The organism is Stenotrophomonas sp. PFBMAA-4, from assembly GCF_030053215.1.
GTDB lineage: Bacteria > Pseudomonadota > Gammaproteobacteria > Xanthomonadales > Xanthomonadaceae > Stenotrophomonas.
Window position 1 is genome coordinate 45,583 of the sequence record NZ_JASGBW010000021.1, and the last position, 24,684, is coordinate 70,266.

Genomic DNA, 24,684 nt, shown 5'->3' on the forward strand with positions numbered 1-24,684 from the left:
CCCCCCCGCAGCCGTCCGCCGGGCATGGCCCGGCGCTACCGGTGCAGCCTCAATGCCCGCCGTCGAGCGCCTTCAGTTCGCTCACCAGCGAGGCCGCGGCCTCGGCACCATCGCCGTACAGCATGCGGGTGTTGTCGGCGTAGAACAGCGCATTCTCGATGCCGGCAAAGCCGGTGCCCTTGCCGCGCTTGATCACCACCACGTTGCGCGCATTGACCACGTCCAGCACCGGCATGCCGTAGATCGGGCTGGCCGGATCGGTGCGCGCCACCGGATTGACCACATCATTGGCACCGATCACCAGCACCACGTCGGTGTTGGCGAACTCGGGGTTGATGTCGTCCATGTCGGCGATCAGGTCGTAGGGCACGCCGGCTTCGGCCAGCAGCACGTTCATGTGCCCGGGCATGCGCCCGGCCACCGGGTGGATGGCGAACTTCACCTTCACCCCGCGCTGGCCCAGCCGCTGCGCCAGTTCCCAGATCTTGTGCTGTGCCTGGGCGACGGCCATGCCGTAGCCCGGCACGATCACCACGCGCTCGGCGAAGGCCATCATCGCCGCCACGTCGGCTGCTTCGATCGGCTTCTGCGAACCGGTGATCGCCTGCGCTTCACCGCCGGCGCCGCCGCCGAAGTTGGAGAACAGCACGTTGCGGATCGGCCGGTTCATCGCCTTGGCCATCAGCCGGGTCAGCAGGATGCCGGCCGCGCCGACCATCATGCCGGCGATGATCAGTGCCTCGTTGCCCAGCACGTAGCCTTCGAAGGACACCGCCAGGCCGGTGAACGCGTTGTACAGCGAGATCACCACCGGCATGTCGGCGCCGCCGATGGGCAGGGTCATCAGCACGCCCAGGGCCAGCGCCAGCACGAAGAAGGCGACGATGGACCAGGTGCTGAGCGTGCTGGCGGCGATGATCGCCAGGACCACCACGGCCAGCGCCACCAGCAGGTTCAGCGCCTGCTGGCCGGGCCAGGTCACGCGCTTGTCCAGGCGCCCATCCAGCTTGGCCCAGGCGATGACCGAGCCGGACAGCGACACCGCACCGATGGCCGCGCCGACCACCGCCAGCAGCAGCACGGTGGCCGAAGGCTGGCGCGCGGCCAGGTCGGCCAGCGCCTGCGCACTCCAGTGGCTGGTATCGCGGTTGGCCAGGAAGGCATAACGCAGCAGCTCCACCGCACCGATGGCCGCAGCCGAGCCACCACCCATGCCGTTGTAGAGGGCCACCATCTGCGGCATGTCGGTGATGGCGACCTTGCCGGCCGACCACCAGGCCAGGCCGGCGCCGAGCAGCAGCGCCACCAGGATCAGCGGCACGTTGTGCAGTTCGGGCAGGAAGAAGGTGGCCACCGTGGCCAGCAGCATGCCCAGCCCGGCCCAGCGGATGCCGCTGCGTGCGGTCAGCGGCGAGGCCATGCGCTGCAGGCCGAGCAGGAACAGGGTGGCGGCCACCAGGTAGCTGGCCTTGACCAGCCAATCGAGCAGTTCGACGGTGCTGATGTTCAAGCCTGCGGCTCCTTCGGTTCGTCCTTGTCGCCCTTGGGCGCGCTCGGCTTGAACATTTCCAGCATGCGCGCGGTGACCACGTAGCCACCGGCGGCGTTGCCGGCACCCAGCACCACGGCCAGGAAGCCCAGCGCCTTCTCCAGCGGTGTCTGCGCGTGGCCCAGCACCACCATCGCGCCGATCAGCACGATGCCGTGGATGAAGTTGGAACCCGACATCAGCGGGGTATGCAGGATGACCGGCACCCGCGAAATGATCACGTGACCGGCGATTGCGGCCAGCATGAAGATGTACAGCGCCACGAACCCGTCACTCATCGGCAACGCCTCCCGCTCTGTCTTCGTCGCCCCATCATAACCACGGGCTGAACCCCGCGCGCACCCCGGTCAACCAAAGCCGTGCTCACGCGTTGTCGATGGTGACCCCGAGTGAGGAACCGTACCCTGTGCTGGTGAGCAGCCCTCTCCCCCAGACCGCCGATGCCGATGCCCTGCCGGCGTCGCTGGAAGCGTTCCTGGCCAGCGTCGGCCCGCGCGCCTTCCGTTTCGCCGAGGCCGGCCTGCGCCAGCGCGAGGATGCCCTGGACGCGGTGCAGGACGCCCTGCTGCGCATGCTGGACTACGCCGACAAGCCGGCCGCCGAATGGTCGCCGCTGTTCTGGAGCATCCTGCGCCGGCGGGTGATCGACCTGCAGCGCCGGCGCCGCTTCCGCCTGCCGTTCTGGCGCGACAACCACGATGCCGACGGCGCCGACATCGACTGGGCCGACCCCGGCCCGGACCCGGCGCAGGCACACGAGCAGCACCAGCAGTACCAGCAACTGGTGCAGGCGCTGCGCACGCTGCCCGCCCGCCAGCGCGAAGCCTTCACCCTGCGCGTGCTGCAGGACCTGGACGGGGCCACCACCGCCCGCGCCATGGGCTGCAGCGAAGGCGCGGTAAAGACCCATCTGGCACGCGCCCGACAGGCGCTGCAGGATTACCTGGAGAACCATCCGTGAACCGCTCCCTGCCTTCCGATGACGCCCTGCGCAGCCTGCACGCGCAGTCGCTGCAGTCGCTGTCGCCGGCTACCCTGGCGCGGCTGCGCCAGGCCCGCCATGGCGCCCATGCGGCGCACCGGGGCCGCTGGCGCTGGTGGCTGGCCAGCGCGTGTTCGCTGGTGATGGCGCTGGGCATCGGCGTGCAGTTCACCGGCCCGGGCCCGGGCACGCACACGGGCCCGGCCCCGGCACCGACGCTTGCCGCGGTGGAAGACAACAGCGCGCTGTACGACGAGAATCCCGACATGTACCTGTGGCTGGGCGACACCGACCTGGCGATGGAGTGAGAACCATGCTGCGACGCCCCACCCTGCCCCTGCTGTTCGCCCTGGTCCTGCTGCCGGCTGCGCCGCTGCTGGCACAGACCACTGCGCCCGCCGCCGCACCGGGCCCTGTGCTGCCCAACTGGGAACAGTTGAGCCCGGCCCAGCGCGAGGCGCTGCTGGCGCCGCTGCGCGACCGCTGGAACGGCGCCGATGCCGGACAACGCCAGCGCATGCTGTCGCACGGCCAACGCTGGCAGTCGATGAGCCCGGAAGAACGCGACAAGGCCCGCCGTGGCCTGCGCCGTTTCGAGCACATGAGCCCGGAACAGCGCGAGCAGGCGCGCGCGCTGTTCGGCCAGATGCGCACGCTGAGCCCGGCCCAGCGCGATGCACTGCGCGAGCGCTGGTCGCAGATGACGCCGGAACAGCGCAAGGAATGGGTGCGGGAGAATCCGCCGCCGGCGAAGCCGCGGTAAAGGGGTAGCGCCGGGCCATGCCCGGCGGATCCTGCGCGGGCCGCTGCGCTCGCCGGGCATGGCCCGGCGCTACCGTTTCATGCCTGCCAGCGCGTCTTCGCCAGCAGTTCGTCTTCCCAATCAAACCCGAGCTGGCCACCCTGCACGAACAGGGTGACGAAGTTGAGCAGGTTGCGCGCGTACATCTCGCTGGCCTGGGTGGCGCCGCGGCTGGCCAGATTCAAAGGGCCATCAATGGTCACGCCCTGGTGTTCGATGCACTGGCCGGGCTGGGTCAGGGCGCAGTTGCCGCCGCTCTCGGCGGCCAGGTCGACGATCACACTGCCCACCGCCATGCCCTCGACCATTGCCGCGGTGACGATGGTGGGCGCCGGCCGGCCCGGCACCGCTGCGGTGCAGATCACCACGTCCACGCTGCGCAGGTGGTCGGCCAGGCGGCGCTGCTGCTCGGCCCGCTCCTCGTCGGTCAATGCACGCGCATAGCCGCCCTCGCCCGCCGCGCTGACCCCCAGGTCGAGGAAGCGCGCGCCCAGCGACTGGATCTGTTCGCGGGTTTCAGGCCGCACGTCGAAGCCTTCCACCTGCGCGCCCAGGCGGCGCACGGTGGCGATGGCCTGCAGGCCGGCCACGCCGGCGCCGATCACCAGCACCTTGGCCGGGCGCACGGTACCGGCCGCCGTCGTCAGCATCGGGAAGAAGCGCGGCGCACGCTCGGCGGCGATCAGCGCGGCCTTGTAGCCGGCCATGCCGGCCTGCGAACTGAGCACGTCCATGGCCTGCGCACGCGTGGTACGCGGCAGCTGCTGCAGCGGGAACAACAGCAGGCGGTCATCGCCGGCCAGCGCCGCCAGCGACGGGTCGCTGGCCGGTGTGAGCAGGCCGACCACGCTGGCACCGGGCTTGAGCTGGGCCAGCACCGCAGCCGGTGGCGCCTGCACGCACAGCAGGATGTCGATCTCGTTCCAGCGACCGGCGTCGAAGGCGCGCGCGCCCGCATCGTCGTAGGCGGCATCGGGGAAGCCTGCGGCCAGTCCGGCGCCGGCTTCGTACCAGACGGTGATGCCCAAGGCCCCGAGCTTGCGCGCCGTTTCCGGCGTCAGTGCCACGCGCCGTTCGCCCGGCGCGGTCTCCTTCATCCCCAGCAACGCCACGGCCATGCAGGTCCCCGCTGATCGGTGAGTTTTCCCGATCCTAGCAGGCAGCCACCCCTCAGTGCAGGGTGGCGTTACCCGGGTCCAGGCGGTCGATCACGCCCTGCATGGCGCTGTCGAAGGCGCCATCGTCGACGTGGGCGCGCAGGCGGCCCAGCCGCACCATCACCGCCAGTTCTTCCGGCGACGCCACGCAGAAGCGCACGCCACGACGGTTGACGAACAGCAGGCGCGAGGAGATCGGGCTGATCCAGGACAGCTTGCCGGCCTGGACCTTGCCGTCCTTGTCGACGAAGTCCAGCCAGTTGCCGATTTCCATGCGGCGGAAGCGGTCGGCGTCGGCATTGTCGAAATCATCGGTCTCGACCTGCCCGGCCAGTTCCACCGCGCTCGCTTCGGGCACCGGTGCGGTCGGCAGCGCGACCTGCGGCAGTTCCGGCAGCGCGCGCTGCAGTTCCGGGCGCGATTCGGCGATGCCCTGCAGGGTGCCGTGCAGCGCATCGATGGCGGCCGAGGCCGCATCACCATGCACGCCGACACTGGCAAACACCTTGGCCAGCACCGGCTGCCAGGCCTGCAGCCACGGCTTGCCGACGATGTGCCGGCGCGCCTCGGCCACTTCCTCCAGCAGGCCGTCGCCCAGGCTCAGCGCCTCGGCCACGGACGCCCCTTCCTCGCCCTCGCGCAGCAGCGCCAGGGTCAGGTGGTGCTGCCACGGCTGGCGCAGGAACCCGGCGATGGCCGGCGGCAGGGTGGCATCGCCGATGCGGCGGTCCAGTTCGGCGCCGGCACGGTTGCGGGCCATTTCCAGTTTTTCCTGGCCGCGCTGCGTTTCGGCGGCGCGGCGCTCGGCGATTTCCACGCGGCGGCGATGCTGCAGCAGGAAATCGCGGAATTCTTCTTCCAGGGTCAGGAAGATCGCCAGGTTCTCGTTGAACTCGGCGACCAGGCGCTCGATGATCTCCTCGACCTTGGCCATCAGCATGCGCTCGGCCTGGCTTTCGCCGGTGTTGCCTTCGCAGGCCTCGGCCAGCGAATTGAGCAGCTTGCGGGCCGGATGGGTCTTCTGCACGAACATGCGGCGGTCGAGCATGGCGACCTTGACGAAGGGCACCACCAGGCGGCCGATCAGCTCGCGCGAGCGGCCTTCCAGTTCGCGTTCGTCCAGCATCACGTCGAACAGCATGCCGACCAGGTCGATCGCATCCTCGTCCTGCGGGTCCAGCCGGGTCTGGCCGGGGTCCACGCCGAGGCGGGTGGCGTTGGACAGCACTTCGCTCTTCAGCCGCTGCGCCAGCGATTCACCGTCCTCGCCGATGGCCGCGCGCAGGGTCGCGCTGGGCGTGGCCTGCAGCAGCGACAGCACCGACATCATCTCGCGCTGGCTGAGCGGGCGGTGCTGGCCCACGGCCACCTGCGCGGCCGACGTCGCATCCTCGCGGACATGCCGGGTCTGCTGCAGCAGTTCGTGCAGTGCTTCCAGCAGCATGCCCTGCTGGCCGGAATAGGCTTCGCCGGAACCACCGGGCGCACCGCCAGGCATTCCGTCTTCGCCGGCCAGGTGCTGCTGCATGTGGCCACGGCGCTCGGACCAGCGCGCGGCGAACCGCTGCGCCCAGGCGGGTGCGGCCTGTTCCTCATCGCTGAAATCGGTGTCGAAGCCCGGCGCCTGGCGCTGTTCGACCAGATCGTCCATCCCGTGCGGGGCCTGCTGTGCCGGGGCCGTCGACAGCGGCCGCCGCGGGGCGCCCATCTGCGGCATCACACCGGCTGCAGCCAACTGCTCGTCCAGCTTCTCGTAGATGCGACCCACCGGCGCGCGCATGTCGCGCTCGCACAGCTTGATCAGCACCAGGTGTACTTCCGGGGCCAGCTCGCACCCGGCGAACGCCTGGTGGATGGCCACGCCCAGATGCTCGGGGCTGACCGGATCGAGGTCGGCGTCCAGCTCGATGCCGCCGGCCAGCCAGCCCAGGCGGCGCTCCAGGCGGGCCAGCACCGGCTTGAAATCGCGCAGCAGCACGGTGGCGAAGTTGCGCACCGCCAGCCGCGACTCCAGCACATGTTCAGGAATCAGGCTCAGGCCTTCCTCGGCCGGGCCGGACAGGGTGGCTTCGGCGGACAGCGGATCGCCGGCGGCCAACGCGGCCCAGGCCTGGTCCAGGTGGGCGGCAAAGGCCGCCGTGATCTCGTCCCGGCGCCGACGCAGTTCACGCATGGCGTCCAGGAACAGCAACTGCGACGCGCCGGCATTGCCGGCACGGTCGAACAGGGCGTCGTCAAACCGCGCCAGCGCCGCGCCGAAGGCCTGGCACAGTGCGGGCAGGACAGCGTCCCGTGCAAGCTGGAGCTGGGCCGGGTCACGACCCGGCGATCCCATCGGAGTGGGCGCGCTCATCATTCGGGAAGGCTCCCCACCTTCTCTGGTACGACAGACATCATGGACATCGCGACGGCCGGTACACCCCATGTACCGGTACGTCGATGGTAGGCCGGCCAGCCCGTCACGGACAGTGAAACAGTCCTCACTTCAAACCTCACGACCGGCGGCCCGGCAAGACGGATATCCTAAGCCGTGCGGGGCCTGCGAGGCGAGGGGAAGCGCTCGCCGGTTACCCGGCAGTGGCATGACGTTCATCACAGTTTGATATTCAGAGGGCAAACGCGACGCAGACAGCGTCACCAACCGCCCCGACTATAATCTTCAGCCCGTGATGACCGGTTCAGACTCCATGCCCGACCCCGCTGCCCTGCTCGCCCTCGACGCCCGCCGTTCGGTGCCCTCGCGGCAGCTGGGCGAGCCCGGCCCGGACCCGGCCACCCTGCTGCGCATGCTGCAGTCGGCCGTCCGCGTGCCCGACCACGGCAAACGCGTCCCGTTCCGCTTCCTGAAGATCGCCGGCGATGCCCGCCACGCACTGGGTGACTTCCTGGTCGAACGCAGCCGCCAGCGCGATCCGCAGGCCGGCGAGGCGGTCCTGGAGAAGGACCGCCAGCGCTTCAGCCACGCCCCCCTGGTGATCGTGGTGGTGGCCAGCCCGCGCCCGGACCCGAAGGTGCCCGGGGAGGAACAGCTGATGACCGCCGGCTGCGTCTGCTTCGCCCTGCTGCAGGCTGCCCAGGCGCTGGGCTTCGGCGCGCAGTGGCTGACCGCGTGGATGGCCTTCGACCCCGCCGTGCATGCCCACCTGGGCCTGGCCGAGGGCGAAGGCATCGCCGGCTTCATCCATATCGGTACGCCGAAGGCCGAGGTACCCGAGCGCGAGCGCCCCGATGCCGCGGCCCTGCTGCAGGACTGGACCGGCCAGTGAGCGCCGTGAATGCCGTACCGCTGCCGCCGCCGCTGTACCTGGTGGATGCCAGCATCTATGTGTTCCGCGCCTGGCATTCGCTGCCGGACGAGTTCCAGGACAACCAGGGCTGGCCGACCAATGCCGTGCACGGGTTCGCCCGCTTCCTGCTCGACCTGCTCGAGCGCGAGCGCCCCCGGCACATCGCCATCGCCTTCGACGAGGCGCTGGACAGCGGTTTCCGCCACCGCCTGTACGCGGCCTACAAGGCCAACCGCGACCCGGCGCCGGAGGCGCTGAAGCGCCAGTTCGTGCACTGCAAGGCGCTGTGCGCGGCGCTGGGCCTGGTGGTGCTGGCGCACCATGACTACGAGGCCGACGACCTGATCGGCAGTGCCCTGCACCAGCACCGGCACAGCCATCGCGGGCTGATCATCTCCGCCGACAAGGACCTGTCGCAGCTGCTGCTGGACCACGACGAACAGTGGGACTACGCACGCAACCAGCGCTGGGACGTGGCCGGGGTGAAGGCGCGGCACGGCGTGCACGCGCACCAGATCGCCGATTACCTGGCGCTGTGTGGCGATGCGGTGGACAACATTCCCGGGATCAGCGGCGTCGGCGCCAAATCGGCCGCGGTACTGCTGGCCCATTTCGGCAGCATGGACGCGCTGTACGAACGCCTGGACGAAGTGCCCTTCCTGCGCCTGCGCGGTGCCGCACAGATGGCCGTGCGCCTGCGCGAGCAGCGCGATCACGCCCAGCTCTGGCGGCAGCTGACCACCATCGCGCTGGATGCGCCGCTGGAAGGCAGCCAGCCCGGCCTGCTGCGCCAGCCGGCCGACCCCGAACTGCTGGGCGGCCTGTGCCAGGCGCTGCGTTTCGGCCCGCTGACGCGCCGCCGCCTGTTCAGCGCCGCCGGCGTGAACGATCCCGGTTCGGCCACTGCGGCCGGCCCGGACACTCCCCTTCCCTCCTCCAGCGAGCCCGCATGAGCCAGAGAAACACCGAAGCCCCGCGCGTCGTCTACGAAGGCAAGTACCAGCGCATGGTCGTGCGCGGCAGCTGGGAATACAGCGAACGCACCCATGCCGGCGGCCTGGCGGCGATCATCATCGCCGTCACCCCCGAGGACAACGTGCTGTTCGTCGAGCAGTTCCGCGTGCCGCTGCAGTCGGCGACCATCGAGATGCCGGCCGGCCTGGTCGGTGACATCAACGCGGGCGAGTCCATCGAGGTCTCGGCCGTGCGCGAGCTGGAAGAAGAAACTGGCTGGACCGCCGAGCACGCCGAAGTGCTGATGATCGGCCCGACATCTTCCGGCGCCAGCAGCGAGCAGATCGCCTTCGTCCGCGCCACTGGCCTGCGCCGCATCGGCGAAGGCGGCGGCGATGACAGCGAAGACATCACCGTGCATGAGATTCCGCGTGCACAGGCTGCCGCCTGGCTGGTGCAGAAGATGGGCGAAGGCTACGCACTGGACGCCAAGCTCTGGGCCGGCCTGTGGATGATCGAGCACCACCTGGATGGACGCCCGCGTGGCTGACGCCGGCCTGCATGCAGTGCCGGCCCTGCTGGGCGCCGACGATCCTGCGATCTACACGATCCACCGCGCGCAGGGCGCATCACCGTTCCTGCTGCTGGCCGACCATGCCGGCCAGCAGGTGCCGCGCGCATTGAACGGCCTGGGCCTGCCGCAGGCGGAACTGGACCGCCACATCGGCTGGGACATCGGCATCGCCGGCACCACCCGCGCGCTGGCTGGGCTGCTGGATGCCTGGGCGATCGAACAGACCTATTCGCGGCTGCTGATCGACTGCAACCGGCCGCTGGCCTCGCCCACGCTGATCCCGGAAGTGAGTGACCACACCGTGGTACCGGGCAACGCCGGGCTCTCGGCGGCACAGCGGCAGCAGCGCATCGACGCCATCCATGCGCCCTACCACGCGCGCATCGATGCCGAACTGGACGCGCGCCGCGATGGCGGCCGTCCCACCCTGCTGGTGATGATGCACAGCTTCACCCCGGCAATGAACGGCACGCCGCGGCCGTGGCACGCCGGCGTGCTGTACCACCAGGACACCCGCTTCGCCCAGGCGCTGCTGCAGGCACTGCGCGATGAGGGCGACCTGGTGGTGGGCGACAACGAACCGTATTCGGTCAGCAGCACCAGCGACTACGCGGTGCCAGTGCATGGCGAAGGCCGTGGCCTGGTGCATGTGGAACTGGAGATCCGCCAGGACCTGATTGCCGATGTGGCCGGGCAGCAGGCCTGGGCCGAGCGCCTGGCGCGGATTTTCAGCGCGTTGCAGCCGGCGTTGTTGGCGGTTAGGTGAAGCAAACCCGGTAGCGCCGGGCCATGCCCGGCGAGCCGCATCGCGGCGGCGCAACGGAATGCCGCCGGGCATGGCCCGGCGCTACCGCAGCGTAGGCGCGTCCATCCACGCGAACGCCTTGAAGCCCTGCACCTGCACCGTCGCGCCGATGGCTTCGAACTGATCCTTGATGGCCTGCGCGCGGTTGCGATCCAGGGCTTGCCCCAGCAACAGCGGCAACGCTCGGCAGCGTGCCAGCGCCTCACCCACTGGTACCTCGTGCAGGTGGGCCACACGCTGTGCGGTCGCCTTCAGCTGATCGTCCGCGCAGGCCAGCAGCTGTAGATCGAACGAAGCAAAGATGCCTGCGCCAACACCGGCATCACGCGCCGCCGCCCGATCTGCGGCAGTCGCCTCGCCCAGCGCCTCGTCGATGCCTTCCACTTCCTGGAACGCATCGTACTCGTGGTAATGCACCAGCGCCTGCGCGTACTCGGCCAGGCTGGACAGGGGACGCTGCCGCTTCTGCACCTCAAGCACGTCGGCGAAGGTCGCCGGTTCGAGGTAGGTCGACAGCCCCAGCGCGCGCGCATCGGCCGGCACCTCACTGTCATCGTCGAAGGCGGTTTCCTCGTCGGGTGGCAACCAGAAGCGCGCCTGCAGCAGGTCACCGTCGGTGGCATGCACCCAGCCGAAGGATTGATACACCGCATGGTCGTCGTTGCAGGCAGCGAACGCGTGCAGGGTCTGTTGCAGGTCGAGCAGTTCGATCATGCGTTGTTGGCCTGGCCATCGAGGGAACTGCAGTCTACCGGTGCCGGGCGCAGGCCCAGCGCGATGATCACGCCGAACAGGGCGAACAACGCGGCGCCGTACTCGGCACGCACCAGCCCGGCCAGCGCGCTGGGCGAACCCGGAGCACCAGCGCCGGCATTGGCCACCATCACCAGCACCGCCAGGCCCAGCGCACCCCCGATCTGCTGCGCGGTGGCGGCCATGCCCGAGGCCACGCCCTGCTGCGCGGCCGGCACGCCCTGCCCGGCCACGATCCACATCGACGTCCAGGTCATGCCCTGGCCGATGCTCAGCACTACGACGCCCGGCAACAGCGGCCAGAAGTTCGAGGCGTACGGCAGGGTTGCCGCCACCCAGGCGATGCCGATGGCACCGGCCAGCTGGCCGAGCACCAGCACCTTGCGTGCGCTCCAGCGCTTCAGCGCCCACTCGGCCAGCTGGATGCCCACGGTGCACACCGCGGTGGCCGGCAGGAACGCCAGGCCGGCCTGCAGCGGGCTCCAGCCGTAGCCGTCCTGGAAATACAGCGCCATGAAGTAGTACTGCACGCCATAGCTGCTCATGAAGGCGAAGGTGAGGCCGAGCGCGGCACGCAGGCCGGGCAGGCGCAGCAGCGCGAACTGCATCAGCGGGTCGCGGCTGCGCTGTTCGATCTGCACGAACGCCACCAGCAGCAGCGCCGACAGCAGCAGGCACCCCAGCGTGGCCGGCGCGGTCCAGCCCCACTCCGGTCCCTGCACCAGGGTAGTCACCAGCAGGCTGCCGCCGAGGGTGACGGTGATGCAGCCGGCCAGGTCGAACGAGCGACCCTGCGCGCGCGGGCCATCGGCAGGCAGCCATGCACCGGCGGCAACGGCGCAGGCGGTGGCCAGCGGCACGATCACCGCCAGCACGGCCGGCCAGCCGAACGCCTGGGTCAGCACGCCACCGAGCAGGGTGCCCAGCGCCAGGCCGACCGCGCTGGCCATGCTCCAGATCGCCAGCGCGCGGTTGCGCACGGGGCCTTCGGCATACAGCGTGTTGATCAGCGCCAGCGTGGCCGGGAACAGCAGCGCGGCGCCGATGCCCTGCGCCGCGCGCGCGATGATCAGCAGGGTTGCGTTCGGCGCCAGCGCGCCCAGCAGCGAGGCCAGTGCGAACAGCAGCATGCCCAGCCGGTAGAAGCGGCGGCGGCCGATCAGGTCGGCGGCGCGGCCGCCCAGCAGCAGGCTGCCGCCGAAGGCCACGGTGTAGGCGCTGACCACCCACTGCAGCTGCTGCGCATTGATCTGCAGCGCGCGGCCCATGTCATGCAGGGCGACGAAGATGATGGTGGCGTCCAGGGCGATGATCAGCTGGGCGGTGGCCAGCAGGGTCAGCGCCCAGCGCGGGTACTTGAGTGGGGGCATCGGCGGCGGTGGATCGGTGGGGGAGCGCAGTCTCATTGATGCGGCGCCATCAATAAACCCCCGCACGCCTATATCTGTCATGATTTTCGGCATGAATGGATCGTCATTGGACCTCAATGCCGTGCGCATGCTGGTGCAGGTGGCCGAGGCACGCAGCTTCACCGTGGCCGCAGGGCAGCTGGGGCTGAGCCAGTCCGGGCTGTCGCGCGCGATCAGCCGGCTGGAGGCCACGCTGGGGGTGAAGCTGCTGCAGCGGAACACCCGCAACGTGGCCCTGACCCCGGATGGGCGCCAGTTCGTCGACCAGGTGGCGCCGCTGCTGTGCGGCTTCGAGGATGCCGAGCGCCAGCTGGCCGATCGCCCGTGCACGCCGTCGGGCACGCTGAAGATCAGTGCGCCGTCGATGTTCGGGCGCAAGGTGCTGGTGCCGCTGCTGGGGCCGTTGCTGCAGCAGCATCCGCAGCTGCAGGTGGAGGCCGTGCTCAGTGACCGCCTGGTCGACCTGGTCGAGGAAGGCTTCGATGCAGCGCTGCGCACCGGCGTCATCGCCGACCAGCGCATCGTGGCGCGACCGCTGCGGCCGCTGCGCTGGGTGACCGTGGCCAGCCCGGCCTACCTGGCCCGCTGTGGCACGCCGGCCGACATCGCCGCGCTGCATGACCATGCCTGCCTGGCGGTGCGCAACCTGCGCAGCGGGCGCGTGGTTGACTGGCAGTTCCTGCAGGAAGGCCACCTGCGCGATTTCACGCCGGCCACGCGGATGGTGTTCGACAGCGGCGACCCGCTGGTGGAAGCGGCCATCGCCGGCATCGGCATCGTGCAGGTGATGGATTTCGCCGTGGCCGATGCATTGGCCGACGGCCGCCTGCAGCACGTGCTGCAGCCGTATGAGGGCCGCAGCCGCGCCTTGTCGCTGATCTATCCGCCGTCGCGGCAGCATTCGCCGAAGCTGCAGGTGCTGGCCGACGCGCTGCTGGCCGGAGACTGGTAGATCCACGCCATGCGTGGATGGGGTTCGGATACGCGGTCGAACCGGGGTCAGAGCCCTTTCCGTGGGAAAGGGATCCGACCCCGTGGGCATCAGGCGAAGCTGTCGGTGGCGCGCACCAGCGCGTCCACGTTCTCCGCTTCAAACGCCGAGTGGCCCGAGGCCGGGGTGATTTCCAGCTTCGCCTTCGGCCAGGCCTTGGTCAGGTCCCAGGCGTTGGCCAGCGGGCAGACCACGTCGTAGCGGCCATGCACGATCACGCCGGGGATGTCGGCAATGCGGTGCGCGTCGCGCAGCAGCTGGTCTTCCACTTCGAAGAAGCCACCGTTGACGAAGTAGTGGTTCTCGATGCGGGCGAACGCCAGCGCGAAGTGCGGGTCTTCGTGGCTGTTGATGAAGTCGTCATCCACGTGCAGGAAGCTGGTCGCGCCTTCCCACACCGCCCACGCCTTGGCCGCGTCCAGGCGGGTGGTTTCGTCTTCGCTGGTCAGGCGGCGGTGGAAGGCCGAGATCAAGTCGTGGCGCTCCACGGCCGGGATCGGCTTCAGGTAGTGCTCCCACGCATCCGGGAACAGGCGGTTGGCGCCTTCCTGGTAGAACCATTCCAGTTCCCAGCGGCGCAGCATGAAGATGCCGCGCAGGACCAGCTCGGTCACGCGCTGCGGATGCGTTTCGGCATAGGCCAGGGCCAGGGTCGAACCCCAGCTGCCGCCGAACACCTGCCAGCGGTCCACTTTCAGGTGCTCGCGCAGTTTTTCGATGTCGGCCACCAGATCCCAGGTGGTGTTGTCGACCAGGTCCGCGTGCGGGGTGGAACGGCCTGCGCCGCGCTGGTCGAACAGGATGATGCGGTACTTGGACGGGTCGTGGAACTGGCGCATCTTGTCGCTGCAGCCGCCACCCGGGCCACCGTGCAGCATCACCACCGGCTTGCCGTCCGGGTTGCCGCACTGTTCGAAGTACAGCGTGTGGCGGTCGTCCACCTGCAGGGTGCCGACGTCGTAGGGGGTGATGGCGGGATACAGCGTACGCATGCTTGCAGCTCCAGGGTGATGCCCTGCCGAGGCAGGAGAACCTCCATTCTAGGCCGGGCGCTGGCCCAGGGTGATGCGGTCGCGCTGCTCCAGGTCCCGTGCGGTCTGCACCTGCACGTAGCCGGCCTGCTCGAACAGCGCGCGGATCGCTTCGCCCTGGTCCCAGCCGTGCTCGATCAGCAACCAGCCACCGGGCAGCAGGTGGGCCTGCCCCCCGGCGACGATGCGGCGGATGTCATCCAGCCCATCGGCGCCCGAAGCCAGCGCGGTGGCCGGCTCGAAGCGCAGGTCGCCCTGCTGCAGGTGCGGGTCATCGCTGGCGATGTACGGCGGGTTGCTGGCAATCAGGTCGAAGCGCTGGCCCTGCAGCGGCGCGTACCAGTCGTGCCCGCCTTCGGCGAAGCGGACGTTGCCCAGTTCATGGCGGTCGGCATTGCGCGCGGCCATTGCCAAGGCGCCCGCGCTGGCATCGGTGGCCAATACCTGGGCCTGTGGGCGTTCGCTGGCCAGGGCCAGGGCGATCGCGCCGCTGCCGGTGCCGAGGTCGGCCACCTGCAGGTCGCGCTCCAGCGGCAGGCGCTCCAGCGCCAGTTCCACCAGCAGCTCGGTTTCCGGGCGTGGAATCAGGGTGGAGGGGTCGACGTCCAGGTCCAGCGTCCAGAAGCCGCGGCGGCCGGTCAGATAGGCCACCGGTTCGCCGGCCACGCGGCGCGCCAGCAGGGTTTCGAAGGCGGCCAGATCGCTGGCGGGCAGCGCATCGGTGGCGTGCGCGAACAGCCAGCTGCGCGGTCGCTGCAGCACGTGCAGCAGCAGCAGTTCGGCCTCGTGACGGGCATCGATGCCACCCAGGCGGGCGCTGGCGTCGGCCACGGCCTGGCGCAGGGAGGGTTCGGGTTGAATGGACATCCGGCAATTGTAGAGCCGAGCCCGTGCTCGGCTGTTCCAAAGGCAGCCGAGCATGGGCTCGGCTCTACAAAAGCGGGAATCCATTCAGGTTCGATGGGGCGGGATAAGGAGGGGCTATCGGGCCATCTTCACGGCCCGCAGCGATTTTCCTTTTCATACAACGACTTGCAGGATGGTGGCGGCGAGATTCATGGCGGGCTCATCGCATTTCAATAGACTCCACCTATCGAATAGATGAAATCAATGCATTGTTCTTATCGACAATGAATCGGTAACCTAGCTCCTGTCGATTCACCCACTCCCCTTCACCCAGAGGAAAAACGATGTCCCTCATCAACACCCAGATCCAGCCGTTCGAAGCCAACGCCTACCACAACGGCGAGTTCATCAAGGTTTCCGATGCCAGCCTGAAGGGCCAGTGGTCCGTCCTGATCTTCATGCCGGCCGCCTTCACCTTCAACTGCCCGACCGAGATCGAAGACGCCGCCGAGCACTACGCGGAGTTCAAGAAGGCCGGTGCCGAGGTCTACATCGTCACCACCGACACGCACTTCTCGCACAAGGTGTGGCACGAAACCTCCCCGGCCGTCGGCAAGGCCCAGTTCCCGCTGGTCGGCGACCCGACCCACAAGCTGACCCGCGCCTTCGGCGTGCACATTGAAGAAGAAGGCCTGGCCCTGCGCGGCACCTTCATCATCAACCCGGAAGGCGTGATCAAGACCCTGGAGATCCACTCCAACGAGATCGCCCGTGACGTGTCCGAGACCCTGCGCAAGCTGAAGGCTGCCCAGTTCACCGCCGCCAACCCGAACCAGGTCTGCCCGGCCAAGTGGAAGGAAGGCGAGAAGACCCTGACCCCGTCGCTGGACCTGGTCGGCAAGATCTAAAGCAGTACCGGCCTGCCGCGGCCCCACGCCGCGGCGCGCCCCTCATCCCCGTGCCGGTCCCCCCGCCGGCGTGGGGGTGAACCCAAGACAGCCGAGCAAGCAAGCCGCCGCTCGCCAGCCCCTTCCACAGCTGTCTCTGCTGCCTTGGGTTCACCCCTACCCCCTCGCTGGTCCGCTACCTTTTGCAGCGGTGCCACGCCCCCTGTTTGCCTGAAGCCAGGAGAAGACCATGTTGGACGCCAACCTGCAGTCGCAGCTGAAGACCTATCTGGAGCGCGTGACCCGCCCGATCCAGATCACCGCGCACGCCGATGACGGTGCCAAGTCGCAGGAAATGCTGGAACTGCTGCAGACCCTGGAAAGCCTGTCGGACAAGATCTCGCTGCAGGTCCTGCGCGACGGCCAGGGCCGCGTGCCGTCCTTCGACCTGGGCACCCCGGGCCAGGACATCCACCTGACCTTCGCCGGCCTGCCGATGGGCCACGAATTCACCTCGCTGGTGCTGGCCCTGCTGCAGGTGGGCGGCCACCCCTCCAAGGCCACCGCCGAGCTGATCGAGCAGGTGCAGAACCTGGAAGGCGACTACCGCTTCGAAACCTACTTCTCGCTGTCCTGCCAGAACTGCCCCGACGTGGTGCAGGCGCTGAACCTGGCCGCCGTGCTCAACCCGCGCATCCAGCACGTGGCCATCGACGGCGCGCTGTTCCAGGATGAAGTGGAGAAGCGCGAGATCATGTCCGTGCCCACCGTGTACCTCAACGGTGAAGTGTTCGACCAGGGCCGCATGACCCTCGAGCAGATCGTGGCCAAGCTGGACACCAACGCCGGCAAGCGCGAAGCGGAGAAGATCGCCGCCAAGGACGCCTTCGACGTGCTGGTGGTCGGCGGTGGCCCGGCCGGCGCTGCGGCCGCAATCTACGCCGCGCGCAAGGGCATCCGCACCGGCATCGCCGCCGAGCGTTTCGGTGGCCAGGTGCTGGACACCATGGCCATCGAGAACTTCATCTCGGTGAAGGAAACCGAGGGCCCGAAGCTGGCCACCGCGCTGGAGCAGCACGTGCGCGAGTACGAGGTGGACATCATGGACCTGCAGCGCGCCAGCGCACTGGTGCCGGCCGGCGAAGACGGCCTGGTGCAGGTGCAGCTGGAAAACGGTGCGGTGCTGAAGTCGCGCTCGGTCATCCTGTCCACCGGCGCACGCTGGCGGCAGATGAACGTGCCGGGCGAAGACCAGTACCGCAACAAGGGCGTGGCCTACTGCCCGCACTGCGATGGCCCGCTGTTCAAGGGCAAGCGCGTGGCGGTGATCGGCGGCGGCAACTCCGGCGTGGAAGCGGCCATCGACCTTGCCGGCATCGTGTCGCATGTCACCTTGCTGGAGTTCGATTCCAGCCTGCGCGCCGATGAAGTGCTGCAGAAGAAGCTGCGCAGCCTGGGCAACGTGACCGTGCTGACCAGCGCGCAGACCACCGAAGTGCTCGGCGATGGCAGCCGCGTCACCGGCCTGGTCTACAAGGATCGCGTCGGTGGCGACGCGCACCGGGTGGAACTGGAAGGCATCTTCGTGCAGATCGGCCTGTTGCCCAACACTGAGTGGCTGAAGGACACCGTGGCACTGTCGCCGCGTGGCGAGATCGTCATTGATGACCGCGGGCAGACCAACCTGCCGGGCGTGTTCGCCGCAGGCGATTGCACCACGGTACCCTACAAGCAGATCATCATCGCCATGGGCGCCGGCTCCACCGCGGCACTGAGCGCCTTCGACCACCTGATCCGTTCGTCCGTGACCAAGGGCAGCGGCGCAGTGGCCGAGGCGGCCTGATCACGCGTTCCCAGGTCATCGGGGGCACCATTGCCTGCTGGGTAAGCCGGTCCGTTACCCCTGGGGTCTGAGGATGAACCTTCGCGATCTGAAATACCTGGTGGCCCTGGCCGATCACAAGCACTTCGGCCGGGCCGCCGCGTCCTGTTTCGTCAGCCAGCCCACGCTGTCCACCCAGATCCGCAAGCTGGAAGAAGAGCTGGGCGTGCCGCTGGTGGAACGCGCACCACGCAAGGTGATGCTGACCCCCGCCGGGCAGGAAGCGGCGATGCGTGCTCGGGTGATCGTGTCCGAAGTGGAACAACTGAAGGAAGCGGCGCGACGCAGCCGCGATCCGGAAGCCGGTACGGTGCGCCTGGGGATCTTCCCGACCCTGGGCCCGTACCTGCTGCCGCATGTGATCCCGCGCATCCGCGACCGCTTCCCCGAGCTGGAACTGCTGCTGGTCGAGGAAAAGAGCGACGTGCTGCTGGAACGCCTGCGCGAGGGCAAGCTGGACGCTGCGCTGCTGGCGTTGCCGGTCATCGACGATCAGCTGCATGCCGAGTTCCTGTTCGAGGAACCCTTCCTGCTGGCCGTCTCCGGCCGCCACCCGCTGGCCCGCCGCGAGCACCTGGACGTGCAGGAGCTGGCCACGCAGAAACTGCTGCTGCTGGAAGACGGCCATTGCCTGCGTGACCAGGCGCTGGAAGTGTGCCGCCTGTTCGGTGCCAACGAGAAATCCGAATTCCGCGCCACCAGCCTGGAAACACTGCGGCAGATGGTCGCTGCCGACGTGGGCATCACCCTGCTGCCGAGCCTGTCGGTGCAGCCACCGGTGCCACGCTCGAACAACATCCGCCTGCTCGACTTCACCGGCGAAGGCCGCCCAAGCCGGCGCATCGCCATGGTCTGGCGGCGCAGCTCGGCCATGCATGGCTTCCTGCTGGAGCTGGCCGACCAGTTCAAGCGCCTGCCGCAGGCCCTGTTCACCCTGGATGCCGAGGGCGTGCCCGCCGGCGAAGCGCCGAACGTGTCCGGCCCGCTGCTGAACGGCTGAGCCGGGAGAACCGGCCCGCCGCTGCGGCGGGAGTCGATTCCGGCTGCATTTGTCCCCACAATACAGTCAGGCGGCGCCAGGTGGTGCCGCCTTTTGCATGGCTTTCAATCAAGGAGCACCACCATGAACACCGCCAGCGGCCTGCCGCCGTCCATTACTGTGTCGACCTTCGACATGGACCGCCTCGAGGCCATGCTTGATTCGCCTGCGCTGAGCCAGACGCCTGCCGCGCTCGCGCTTGCCGAAGAACTCAACCGGGCCACCGTGCTGGCGCCGGACCAGATTCCCGAAGGCATCGTCATGATGCATTCGCGCGTGGAGTGCGAAGATGAAGTGTCGGGCGAGACGCATGTCCTGACCCTGGTCTTCCCCCGCGAAGCCAACGTCGATGAAGGCAAGGTGTCCGTGCTGGCCCCGGTCGGCAGCGCCCTGCTTGGCCTGGCGATCGGCCAGAGCATCGACTGGAACGCGCCCGGCGGCCGCAAGCTGCGCCTGCGCGTGACTGCGGTCCACAACGACCGTCCCTGATTACCGCTGCGCATCGCGCGCGATTCGATTTCCCTGCACCAGGAGCCGTAATGAGTACCCCGTCCAAACTGTCCCAGCTGCGCGAACTGTCGGTGGTTGTCGCCGATACCGGTGACTACGACGCGATCAAGCGCCTGCAGCCGGTGGATTGCACCACCAACCCGACCCTGGTGAAGAAGGCGCTGGACCTGCCGGTCTATGCCGAGCTGATCGAACGCGAACTGGCCTGGGGCCGCCAGCAGGATGGCGACCGCGAGGCGGTGGTGCACGCTGTGGCCGACCGCCTGACCATCGGCGTCGGCGCGCTGCTGAGCACCCTGGTGCCGGGCCGCGTGTCCACCGAAGTGGATGCCGACCAGGCCCACGACACCGCCGCCACCGTGGCCAAGGCCCGCCAGTTCATCCAGATGTACGCCGATGCCGGCGTGCCGCGCGAGAAGATCCTGATCAAGATCGCCGCCACCTGGGAAGGCGTGGAAGCCGCGCGCATCCTGCAGGCCGAAGGCATCGACTGCAACCTGACCCTGATCTTCAACCCGACCCAGGCCCTGGCGTGCAGCGAAGCCGGCGCGTTCCTGATCTCGCCGTTCGTCGGCCGCATCCTCGACTGGTACGTGGCCAACGGCCAGACCCCGGCCAACATCGATGAAGACCCGGGCGTGAAGTTCGTGCGCGGCGTATACGCCGAATTCAAGCGCCGCGGTTCGCCGACGGTGGTGATGGGCGCCTCGTTCCGTTCGACCGCGCAGATCGAAGCGCTGGCCGGCTGCGACCGCCTGACGATTTCGCCGGACCTGCTGGAGAAGCTGGACGCCGACCACGGCGAGCTGCCGCGCAAGCTGGTGGCCGGTGCGGCCGACGGCGTGGCCGTGACCCCGATCGACGCGGCGAAGTTCGCGGCGGATCTGGCGGCGGACCCGATGGCGACCGAGAAGCTGGCGACGGGTATCGATGCATTCGCCAAGGACCTGCAGGCGCTGCGCGAGCGGATCCGTACGGAACTGTGATTGCGGCGAACGGCTGAGCCCCTCGTGGCGGGGGGCTGGGTCGCGGAGAGCGGGTCATGAGGTTGGCAGGGTGGGTAGGCCGGGCAGGGGACGCTGCAAGTACGTCCATGTAAGCTCGGTCGCCGCATCCATGCGGCTCACGCCCCTGCCCGGCCTACCCACCCTGCCTTCGACAGTTTCCGGTGGCCGCCCGCCACGGAAAAAAGAAAGAAGAGCAACAGCGGGTCGCGCGCTGCGCTTGCTCGGAGCGGAGCATGGCTCCGCTCTACAAAGGGCACTGCAGGACCAAAGAAAAAGGACGCGGCGAAGGCCGCGTCCTTTTTCTTTTCCATCAGTTCGTCAGTACACAAATGCTCTTGCCCACCGTCACCGGGAAACTGTCAGGGGTGGGGCGGGTTGGGTTGGCGGGGGTGCGAGCGCCATGGATGGCGCTCACAAGCCTCCAGGGATGGATTCACGGCGTCCCCCGACAACCCAACCCGTCCCGCCAGACTCACAGCAACACAGAGCCGCTTTGGCTTTCAGCCGACTAGCAGTCGGCTCTACCAGGCTTTGGCTTCTGCCCGCCGCAGGCGGACCTCCGCGCGTCAGCGCGGCGCCTCCACATCCAGCCCGATCGGGCAGCTCACCCCGGTGCCACCAATACCGCAGTAGCCGTTCGGGTTCTTCGCCAGATACTGCTGGTGGTAGTCCTCGGCGTAGTAGTACTCCGGCGCCGGGTACACGATCTCGGTGGTGATCGGCCCGTAACCGGCCGCGTCCAGCTGCGCCTGGTACGCCTCGCGGCTGGCCAGCGCGGCGGCATACTGCGCCTCGTCGGTGGCGTGGATCGCCGAACGGTACTGGGTGCCGGTGTCGTTGCCCTGGCGCATGCCCTGGGTCGGGTCGTGGCTTTCCCAGAACAGCTGCAGCAGCCGCTCCAGGCCCACCACCGCCGGGTCGAACACCACCTGCACCACCTCGGTGTGGCCGGTCAGGCCCGAGCAGACCTCTTCGTAGGTCGGGTTCGGGGTAACGCCGCCGGCATAGCCAACCGAGGTGCTGTACACGCCCGGTTCGTTCCAGAACTTGCGCTCGGCGCCCCAGAAGCAGCCCAGCGCGAAGCGGACCTGCTGCAGGCCGGCGAAACGATCCTTCAGCGGGTGGCTGTTCACGAAGTGCTGGTTGCTGTGCAGCGGCAGCGGCTGCTCGCGGCCCGGCAGCGCCTCTTCCGGGCGCGGCAGGCGCTGCTTGAAGGCCCCGATGCCGAGGATGCCCTGGCTGATTCCCAACATGATGCGCTCCTACGCCGGCTGTCCGGCCCAATCGTCTGCGTCTGAAATGGGGTCGGACGGGCCCTGGCCCAAGTCCAGCGCGGCGATGATCTCCTCGGCCTGCGGCCGTGCCACGTCGGGAATGCCGACCCGCAGCACGCCGAACAAGGGCAGCTCGCCCATGCCGCCCAGCAGCTGCTCGCCGAACACGAAGGCCGGGATGCCGGCATCTTCCAGCGCGTGCTTGACCAGGTGGGCGTCGAACAGATTGTCGGCCTTGTACACGATGTGCATGGGCGGCTCCTCGGGACAGGGGTCCAGCATACGCCCGGGGGCTGAATGCCGGTGGTGCGTTCTGCCGGCCAGCGGCCGGCACTACCCCCATCTGCGTGTCGATACGCAATCTGCCGGCCGGCAACCCCGGAAGGTGGGTGGTAGTGCCGGCCGCTGGCCGGCAACCGCAGGCGCCACCCGGCAGCCCCGCCCCTGACGCGCTAAACTGTTGGTCTTTCTGCCTTTCTCTTTCGCCGACTCATGTCCGAGCACACCCCCGCCAGCCCCGAGACCCCCGCCGACAGCCACGAGAAGCGCGATTTCATCCGCCAGATCGTGCGCGAGGACCTGGCCAGCGGTAAGCACCAGGCGATCAAGACCCGCTTCCCGCCCGAGCCGAACGGCTACCTGCACATCGGCCACGCCAAGTCGATCTGCCTGAACTTCGGCCTGGCCGGTGAGTTCAGCGGTGTCTGCAACCTGCGCTTCGATGACACCAACCCGGCCAAGGAAGACCCCGAGTACGTCGCCGCCATCCAGGATGACGTGCGCTGGCTGGGCTTCACCTGGAACGAGCTGCGCCACGCCTCGGATTACTTCCAGACCTATTACCTGGCCGCCGAGAAGCTGATCGAGCAGGGCAAGGCCTACGTCTGCGACCTGTCGGCCGAGGAAGTGCGCGCCTACCGCGGCACCCTCACCGAGCCGGGCCGTCCGTCGCCGTGGCGCGACCGCAGCGTCGAGGAAAACCTGGACCTGTTCCGCCGCATGCGCGCCGGTGAATTCCCCGATGGCGCGCGCACCGTACGCGCCAAGATCGACATGGCCAGCGGCAACATCAACCTGCGCGATCCGGCCCTGTACCGCATCAAGCACGTCGAGCACCAGAACACCGGCAATGCGTGGCCGATCTACCCGATGTACGACTTCGCCCATGCGCTGGGCGATTCGATCGAAGGCATCACCCACTCGCTGTGCACGCTGGAATTCGAAGACCACCGCCCGCTGTACGACTGGTGCGTGGACAACGTCGATTTCGCCCATGACGATGCGCTGACCCAGCCGCTGGTCGACGCCGGCCTGCCGCGCGAAGCGGCCAAGCCGCGCCAGATCGAGTTCTCGCGCCTGAACATCAACTACACGGTGATGAGCAAGCGCAAGCTGATGGCGCTGGTCACCGAGCAGCTGGTGGACGGCTGGGAAGACCCGCGCATGCCGACCCTGCAGGGCCTTCGCCGTCGTGGCTACACCCCGGCCGCGATGCGCCTGTTCGCCGAACGCGTGGGCATCAGCAAGCAGAATTCGCTGATCGACTTCAGCGTGCTGGAAGGCGCGCTGCGCGAAGACCTGGACAGCGCCGCCGCGCGCCGCATGGCGGTCATCGATCCGGTGAAGCTGGTGCTGACCAACCTGGATGAAGGCCACGAAGAACAGCTGACCTTCAGCAACCACCCCAAGGACGAAAGCTTCGGCAGCCGCCAGGTGCCGTTCGCCCGCGAGCTGTGGATCGACCGCGAAGACTTCGCCGAAGTGCCGCCGAAGGGCTGGAAGCGCCTGGTGCCGGGTGGCGAAGTGCGCCTGCGTGGTGCCGGCATCATCCGCTGCGATGAAGTGGTCAAGGATGCCGATGGCACCATCACCGAGCTGCGCGGCTGGCTGGATCCGGAATCGCGCCCGGGCATGGAAGGCGCCAACCGCAAGGTCAAGGGCACCATCCACTGGGTCAGCGCCGTGCACGGCGTGCCGGCCGAGATCCGCCTGTACGACCGCCTGTTCTCGGTACCGAACCCGGACGACGAGTCGGAGGGCAAGACCTACCGCGACTACCTCAACCCGGAATCGCGCCGCACCGTCACCGGCTATGTCGAGCCGGCCGCGGCCAGCGCCACCCCGGAGCAGTCGTTCCAGTTCGAGCGCACCGGCTACTTCGTCGCCGACCGCCGCGACCACACCGAGGCCAAGCCGGTGTTCAACCGCAGCGTGACCCTGCGCGACACCTGGTCGGCCTGAGGACCTGCGCGGGCGCCGGGAAGGCGCCCGCACACTGCCGGACATGATCACCGCCCTCTCCGCCCTGCTCTGGTTCATCTCGCAGCATCCGCTGCTGACGTTCTTCGCAGCGATGGTGCTGGCCGTACTGGTCTCGTGGTGGCGGCGCTCATTCGGCTACGCCATCGTGGTGTTCCCGCTGGCGATGCTCAATGTCTTCCTCGGCAGCTTCCTCAACGCCACCTTCCTCAATGCGGTGGGCGAGCGTGGTGAAGCGGTGATCGTCCAGGCCGAGGAAACCAGCTCCACGCTCAACGAGCAGTACATCTGGCGCTATGAAGCGGTGCTGCACACCGCCGAGGGCCGCGATGTGGAGGTGGTGTTCCATACCAACACCGCCTCGCTGTGGCCGCTGGAAAACACCATCCGCATCCCGGCGCGCGACCAGCCGTTCGTGGTGAAGTACACGCCGGGTTTCCCGCGCAACTTCGTCATCCTCACCAACGAATCACCGCACGGCATCGCCCAGGCCCGCGCACGTGCGCGCGAGCGCGTGGACGTGGCGGCACGCAAGCTGCATTTCAGCCCGGGCAATGCCGATTTCCGCGCGGACTATCGCCGCGAGCTGGAAACCTGGCTGCGCGACCATGGCAACGATCCGCAGCAGCAATCCGACGCACGGCGGTATCGCGCCGAACTCGACGCCCTGTAACGCCAGCCCTGCC

25 protein-coding genes are annotated in these 24,684 nt (G+C 68.5%); 15 read left to right on the plus strand and 10 right to left on the minus strand.

Annotation, left to right across the window (positions count from 1 at the left end):
- Positions 1–49: 49 nt before the first annotated feature.
- Together QMZ26_RS13890 and QMZ26_RS13895 are read right to left on the minus strand one after the other, a co-directional pair.
- Positions 50–1,510 carry an NAD(P)(+) transhydrogenase (Re/Si-specific) subunit beta gene (locus QMZ26_RS13890; RefSeq protein WP_283221808.1) on the minus strand — a complete coding sequence of 487 codons (1,461 nt, stop codon included), beginning with the start codon at positions 1,508–1,510 and terminating at the stop codon, positions 50–52.
- Positions 1,507–1,827 (minus strand): NAD(P) transhydrogenase subunit alpha, encoded by a 321-nt coding sequence (locus QMZ26_RS13895; protein WP_270955146.1) that lies wholly within the window; start codon positions 1,825–1,827, stop codon positions 1,507–1,509. Before QMZ26_RS13895 ends, QMZ26_RS13890 begins: the two co-directional genes overlap by 4 nt.
- A gap of 98 nt (positions 1,828–1,925) precedes the next feature.
- On the opposite strand from QMZ26_RS13895, the gene QMZ26_RS13900 reads away from it, so the two are divergent.
- Genes QMZ26_RS13900 through QMZ26_RS13910 form a run of 3 tightly spaced genes read left to right on the plus strand, consistent with a single transcriptional unit; the run spans position 1,926 to position 3,294 of the window.
- Positions 1,926–2,510, plus strand: a complete 585-nt coding sequence (locus tag QMZ26_RS13900; RefSeq protein WP_283221809.1) for an RNA polymerase sigma factor — start codon at positions 1,926–1,928, stop codon at positions 2,508–2,510.
- Positions 2,507–2,839: a hypothetical protein gene (locus QMZ26_RS13905; RefSeq protein ID WP_283221810.1), complete on the plus strand. Its 333-nt coding sequence runs from the start codon at positions 2,507–2,509 to the stop codon at positions 2,837–2,839. Before QMZ26_RS13900 ends, QMZ26_RS13905 begins: the two co-directional genes overlap by 4 nt.
- Positions 2,840–2,844: 5 nt before the next feature.
- A complete protein-coding gene (locus QMZ26_RS13910) occupies positions 2,845–3,294 on the plus strand; it encodes a DUF3106 domain-containing protein (RefSeq protein ID WP_283221811.1) in 450 nt (149 codons plus the stop codon).
- 77 nt (positions 3,295–3,371) lie between these two features.
- Here QMZ26_RS13910 and QMZ26_RS13915 read toward each other — a convergent pair whose 3' ends face one another.
- Together QMZ26_RS13915 and QMZ26_RS13920 are read right to left on the minus strand one after the other, a co-directional pair.
- Positions 3,372–4,451 carry an NAD(P) transhydrogenase subunit alpha gene (locus QMZ26_RS13915; RefSeq protein ID WP_283221812.1) on the minus strand — a complete coding sequence of 360 codons (1,080 nt, stop codon included), beginning with the start codon at positions 4,449–4,451 and terminating at the stop codon, positions 3,372–3,374.
- A gap of 52 nt (positions 4,452–4,503) precedes the next feature.
- Positions 4,504–6,846: a DUF1631 domain-containing protein gene (locus QMZ26_RS13920; protein WP_283221813.1), complete on the minus strand. Its 2,343-nt coding sequence runs from the start codon at positions 6,844–6,846 to the stop codon at positions 4,504–4,506.
- Positions 6,847–7,177: 331 nt separating this feature from the next.
- On the opposite strand from QMZ26_RS13920, the gene QMZ26_RS13925 reads away from it, so the two are divergent.
- From QMZ26_RS13925 to QMZ26_RS13940, 4 genes are read left to right on the plus strand one after another with little or no spacing between them, the layout of a single operon-like run.
- A complete protein-coding gene (locus QMZ26_RS13925) occupies positions 7,178–7,756 on the plus strand; it encodes a nitroreductase (protein ID WP_079220715.1) in 579 nt (192 codons plus the stop codon).
- Entirely contained in the window at positions 7,741–8,730 is a 990-nt protein-coding gene (locus QMZ26_RS13930) for a 5'-3' exonuclease H3TH domain-containing protein (protein ID WP_283221833.1), read from the plus strand. The genes QMZ26_RS13925 and QMZ26_RS13930 overlap by 16 nt, the downstream gene beginning before the upstream one ends.
- Positions 8,727–9,281: an NUDIX hydrolase gene (locus QMZ26_RS13935; protein ID WP_079220713.1), complete on the plus strand. Its 555-nt coding sequence runs from the start codon at positions 8,727–8,729 to the stop codon at positions 9,279–9,281. Before QMZ26_RS13930 ends, QMZ26_RS13935 begins: the two co-directional genes overlap by 4 nt.
- The gene (locus QMZ26_RS13940; RefSeq protein ID WP_283221814.1) at positions 9,274–10,071 is read left to right on the plus strand and encodes an N-formylglutamate amidohydrolase; all 798 of its coding nucleotides are present in this window, start codon (positions 9,274–9,276) and stop codon (positions 10,069–10,071) included. Before QMZ26_RS13935 ends, QMZ26_RS13940 begins: the two co-directional genes overlap by 8 nt.
- An 81-nt stretch (positions 10,072–10,152) precedes the next feature.
- Here the strand turns inward: QMZ26_RS13940 and QMZ26_RS13945 are convergent, their stop codons facing one another.
- Complete coding sequence (locus QMZ26_RS13945; protein WP_283221815.1) at positions 10,153–10,824, minus strand: hypothetical protein; 672 nt, start codon at positions 10,822–10,824, stop codon at positions 10,153–10,155.
- Entirely contained in the window at positions 10,821–12,233 is a 1,413-nt protein-coding gene (locus tag QMZ26_RS13950) for an MFS transporter (RefSeq protein ID WP_283221816.1), read from the minus strand. The genes QMZ26_RS13945 and QMZ26_RS13950 overlap by 4 nt, the downstream gene beginning before the upstream one ends.
- A 91-nt stretch (positions 12,234–12,324) precedes the next feature.
- Between QMZ26_RS13950 and QMZ26_RS13955 the strand changes: the two genes are divergently transcribed.
- A complete protein-coding gene (locus QMZ26_RS13955; RefSeq protein WP_237772010.1) occupies positions 12,325–13,224 on the plus strand; it encodes a LysR family transcriptional regulator in 900 nt (299 codons plus the stop codon).
- 89 nt (positions 13,225–13,313) lie between these two features.
- Here the strand turns inward: QMZ26_RS13955 and pip are convergent, their stop codons facing one another.
- The gene (gene pip / locus QMZ26_RS13960) at positions 13,314–14,255 is read right to left on the minus strand and encodes a prolyl aminopeptidase (protein WP_283221817.1); all 942 of its coding nucleotides are present in this window, start codon (positions 14,253–14,255) and stop codon (positions 13,314–13,316) included.
- A gap of 48 nt (positions 14,256–14,303) precedes the next feature.
- Positions 14,304–15,161 carry a peptide chain release factor N(5)-glutamine methyltransferase gene (gene prmC / locus QMZ26_RS13965; RefSeq protein ID WP_283221818.1) on the minus strand — a complete coding sequence of 286 codons (858 nt, stop codon included), beginning with the start codon at positions 15,159–15,161 and terminating at the stop codon, positions 14,304–14,306.
- Between the two features lie 323 nt (positions 15,162–15,484).
- Between prmC and ahpC the strand changes: the two genes are divergently transcribed.
- From ahpC to QMZ26_RS13990, 5 genes are all read left to right on the plus strand, one after another.
- Positions 15,485–16,048 carry an alkyl hydroperoxide reductase subunit C gene (ahpC, locus tag QMZ26_RS13970; protein WP_079220707.1) on the plus strand — a complete coding sequence of 188 codons (564 nt, stop codon included), beginning with the start codon at positions 15,485–15,487 and terminating at the stop codon, positions 16,046–16,048.
- Between the two features lie 229 nt (positions 16,049–16,277).
- Positions 16,278–17,870, plus strand: coding sequence for an alkyl hydroperoxide reductase subunit F (gene ahpF / locus QMZ26_RS13975; RefSeq protein WP_079220706.1), 1,593 nt, complete (start codon positions 16,278–16,280; stop codon positions 17,868–17,870).
- A 73-nt stretch (positions 17,871–17,943) separates the two neighbouring features.
- The gene (locus tag QMZ26_RS13980; RefSeq protein WP_283221819.1) at positions 17,944–18,909 is read left to right on the plus strand and encodes a LysR substrate-binding domain-containing protein; all 966 of its coding nucleotides are present in this window, start codon (positions 17,944–17,946) and stop codon (positions 18,907–18,909) included.
- Between the two features lie 123 nt (positions 18,910–19,032).
- Positions 19,033–19,437 carry a nucleoside diphosphate kinase regulator gene (rnk, locus tag QMZ26_RS13985; RefSeq protein ID WP_079220704.1) on the plus strand — a complete coding sequence of 135 codons (405 nt, stop codon included), beginning with the start codon at positions 19,033–19,035 and terminating at the stop codon, positions 19,435–19,437.
- A gap of 50 nt (positions 19,438–19,487) precedes the next feature.
- Positions 19,488–20,444 carry a transaldolase gene (locus tag QMZ26_RS13990; protein ID WP_283221820.1) on the plus strand — a complete coding sequence of 319 codons (957 nt, stop codon included), beginning with the start codon at positions 19,488–19,490 and terminating at the stop codon, positions 20,442–20,444.
- A 587-nt stretch (positions 20,445–21,031) separates the two neighbouring features.
- Here QMZ26_RS13990 and msrA read toward each other — a convergent pair.
- Both msrA and QMZ26_RS14000 read right to left on the minus strand, forming a co-directional pair.
- A complete protein-coding gene (msrA, locus tag QMZ26_RS13995; RefSeq protein ID WP_200734601.1) occupies positions 21,032–21,697 on the minus strand; it encodes a peptide-methionine (S)-S-oxide reductase MsrA in 666 nt (221 codons plus the stop codon).
- A gap of 30 nt (positions 21,698–21,727) precedes the next feature.
- Positions 21,728–21,991: a DUF2007 domain-containing protein gene (locus QMZ26_RS14000; RefSeq protein WP_079220701.1), complete on the minus strand. Its 264-nt coding sequence runs from the start codon at positions 21,989–21,991 to the stop codon at positions 21,728–21,730.
- Between the two features lie 240 nt (positions 21,992–22,231).
- Between QMZ26_RS14000 and QMZ26_RS14005 the strand changes: the two genes are divergently transcribed.
- Both QMZ26_RS14005 and QMZ26_RS14010 read left to right on the plus strand, forming a co-directional pair.
- Positions 22,232–23,980, plus strand: coding sequence for a glutamine--tRNA ligase/YqeY domain fusion protein (locus tag QMZ26_RS14005; protein WP_200734033.1), 1,749 nt, complete (start codon positions 22,232–22,234; stop codon positions 23,978–23,980).
- A 43-nt stretch (positions 23,981–24,023) separates the two neighbouring features.
- On the plus strand, positions 24,024–24,671 hold the full coding sequence (locus QMZ26_RS14010) for a hypothetical protein (protein ID WP_200734032.1): 648 nt from the start codon (positions 24,024–24,026) through the stop codon (positions 24,669–24,671).
- Positions 24,672–24,684: the final 13 nt, after the last annotated feature.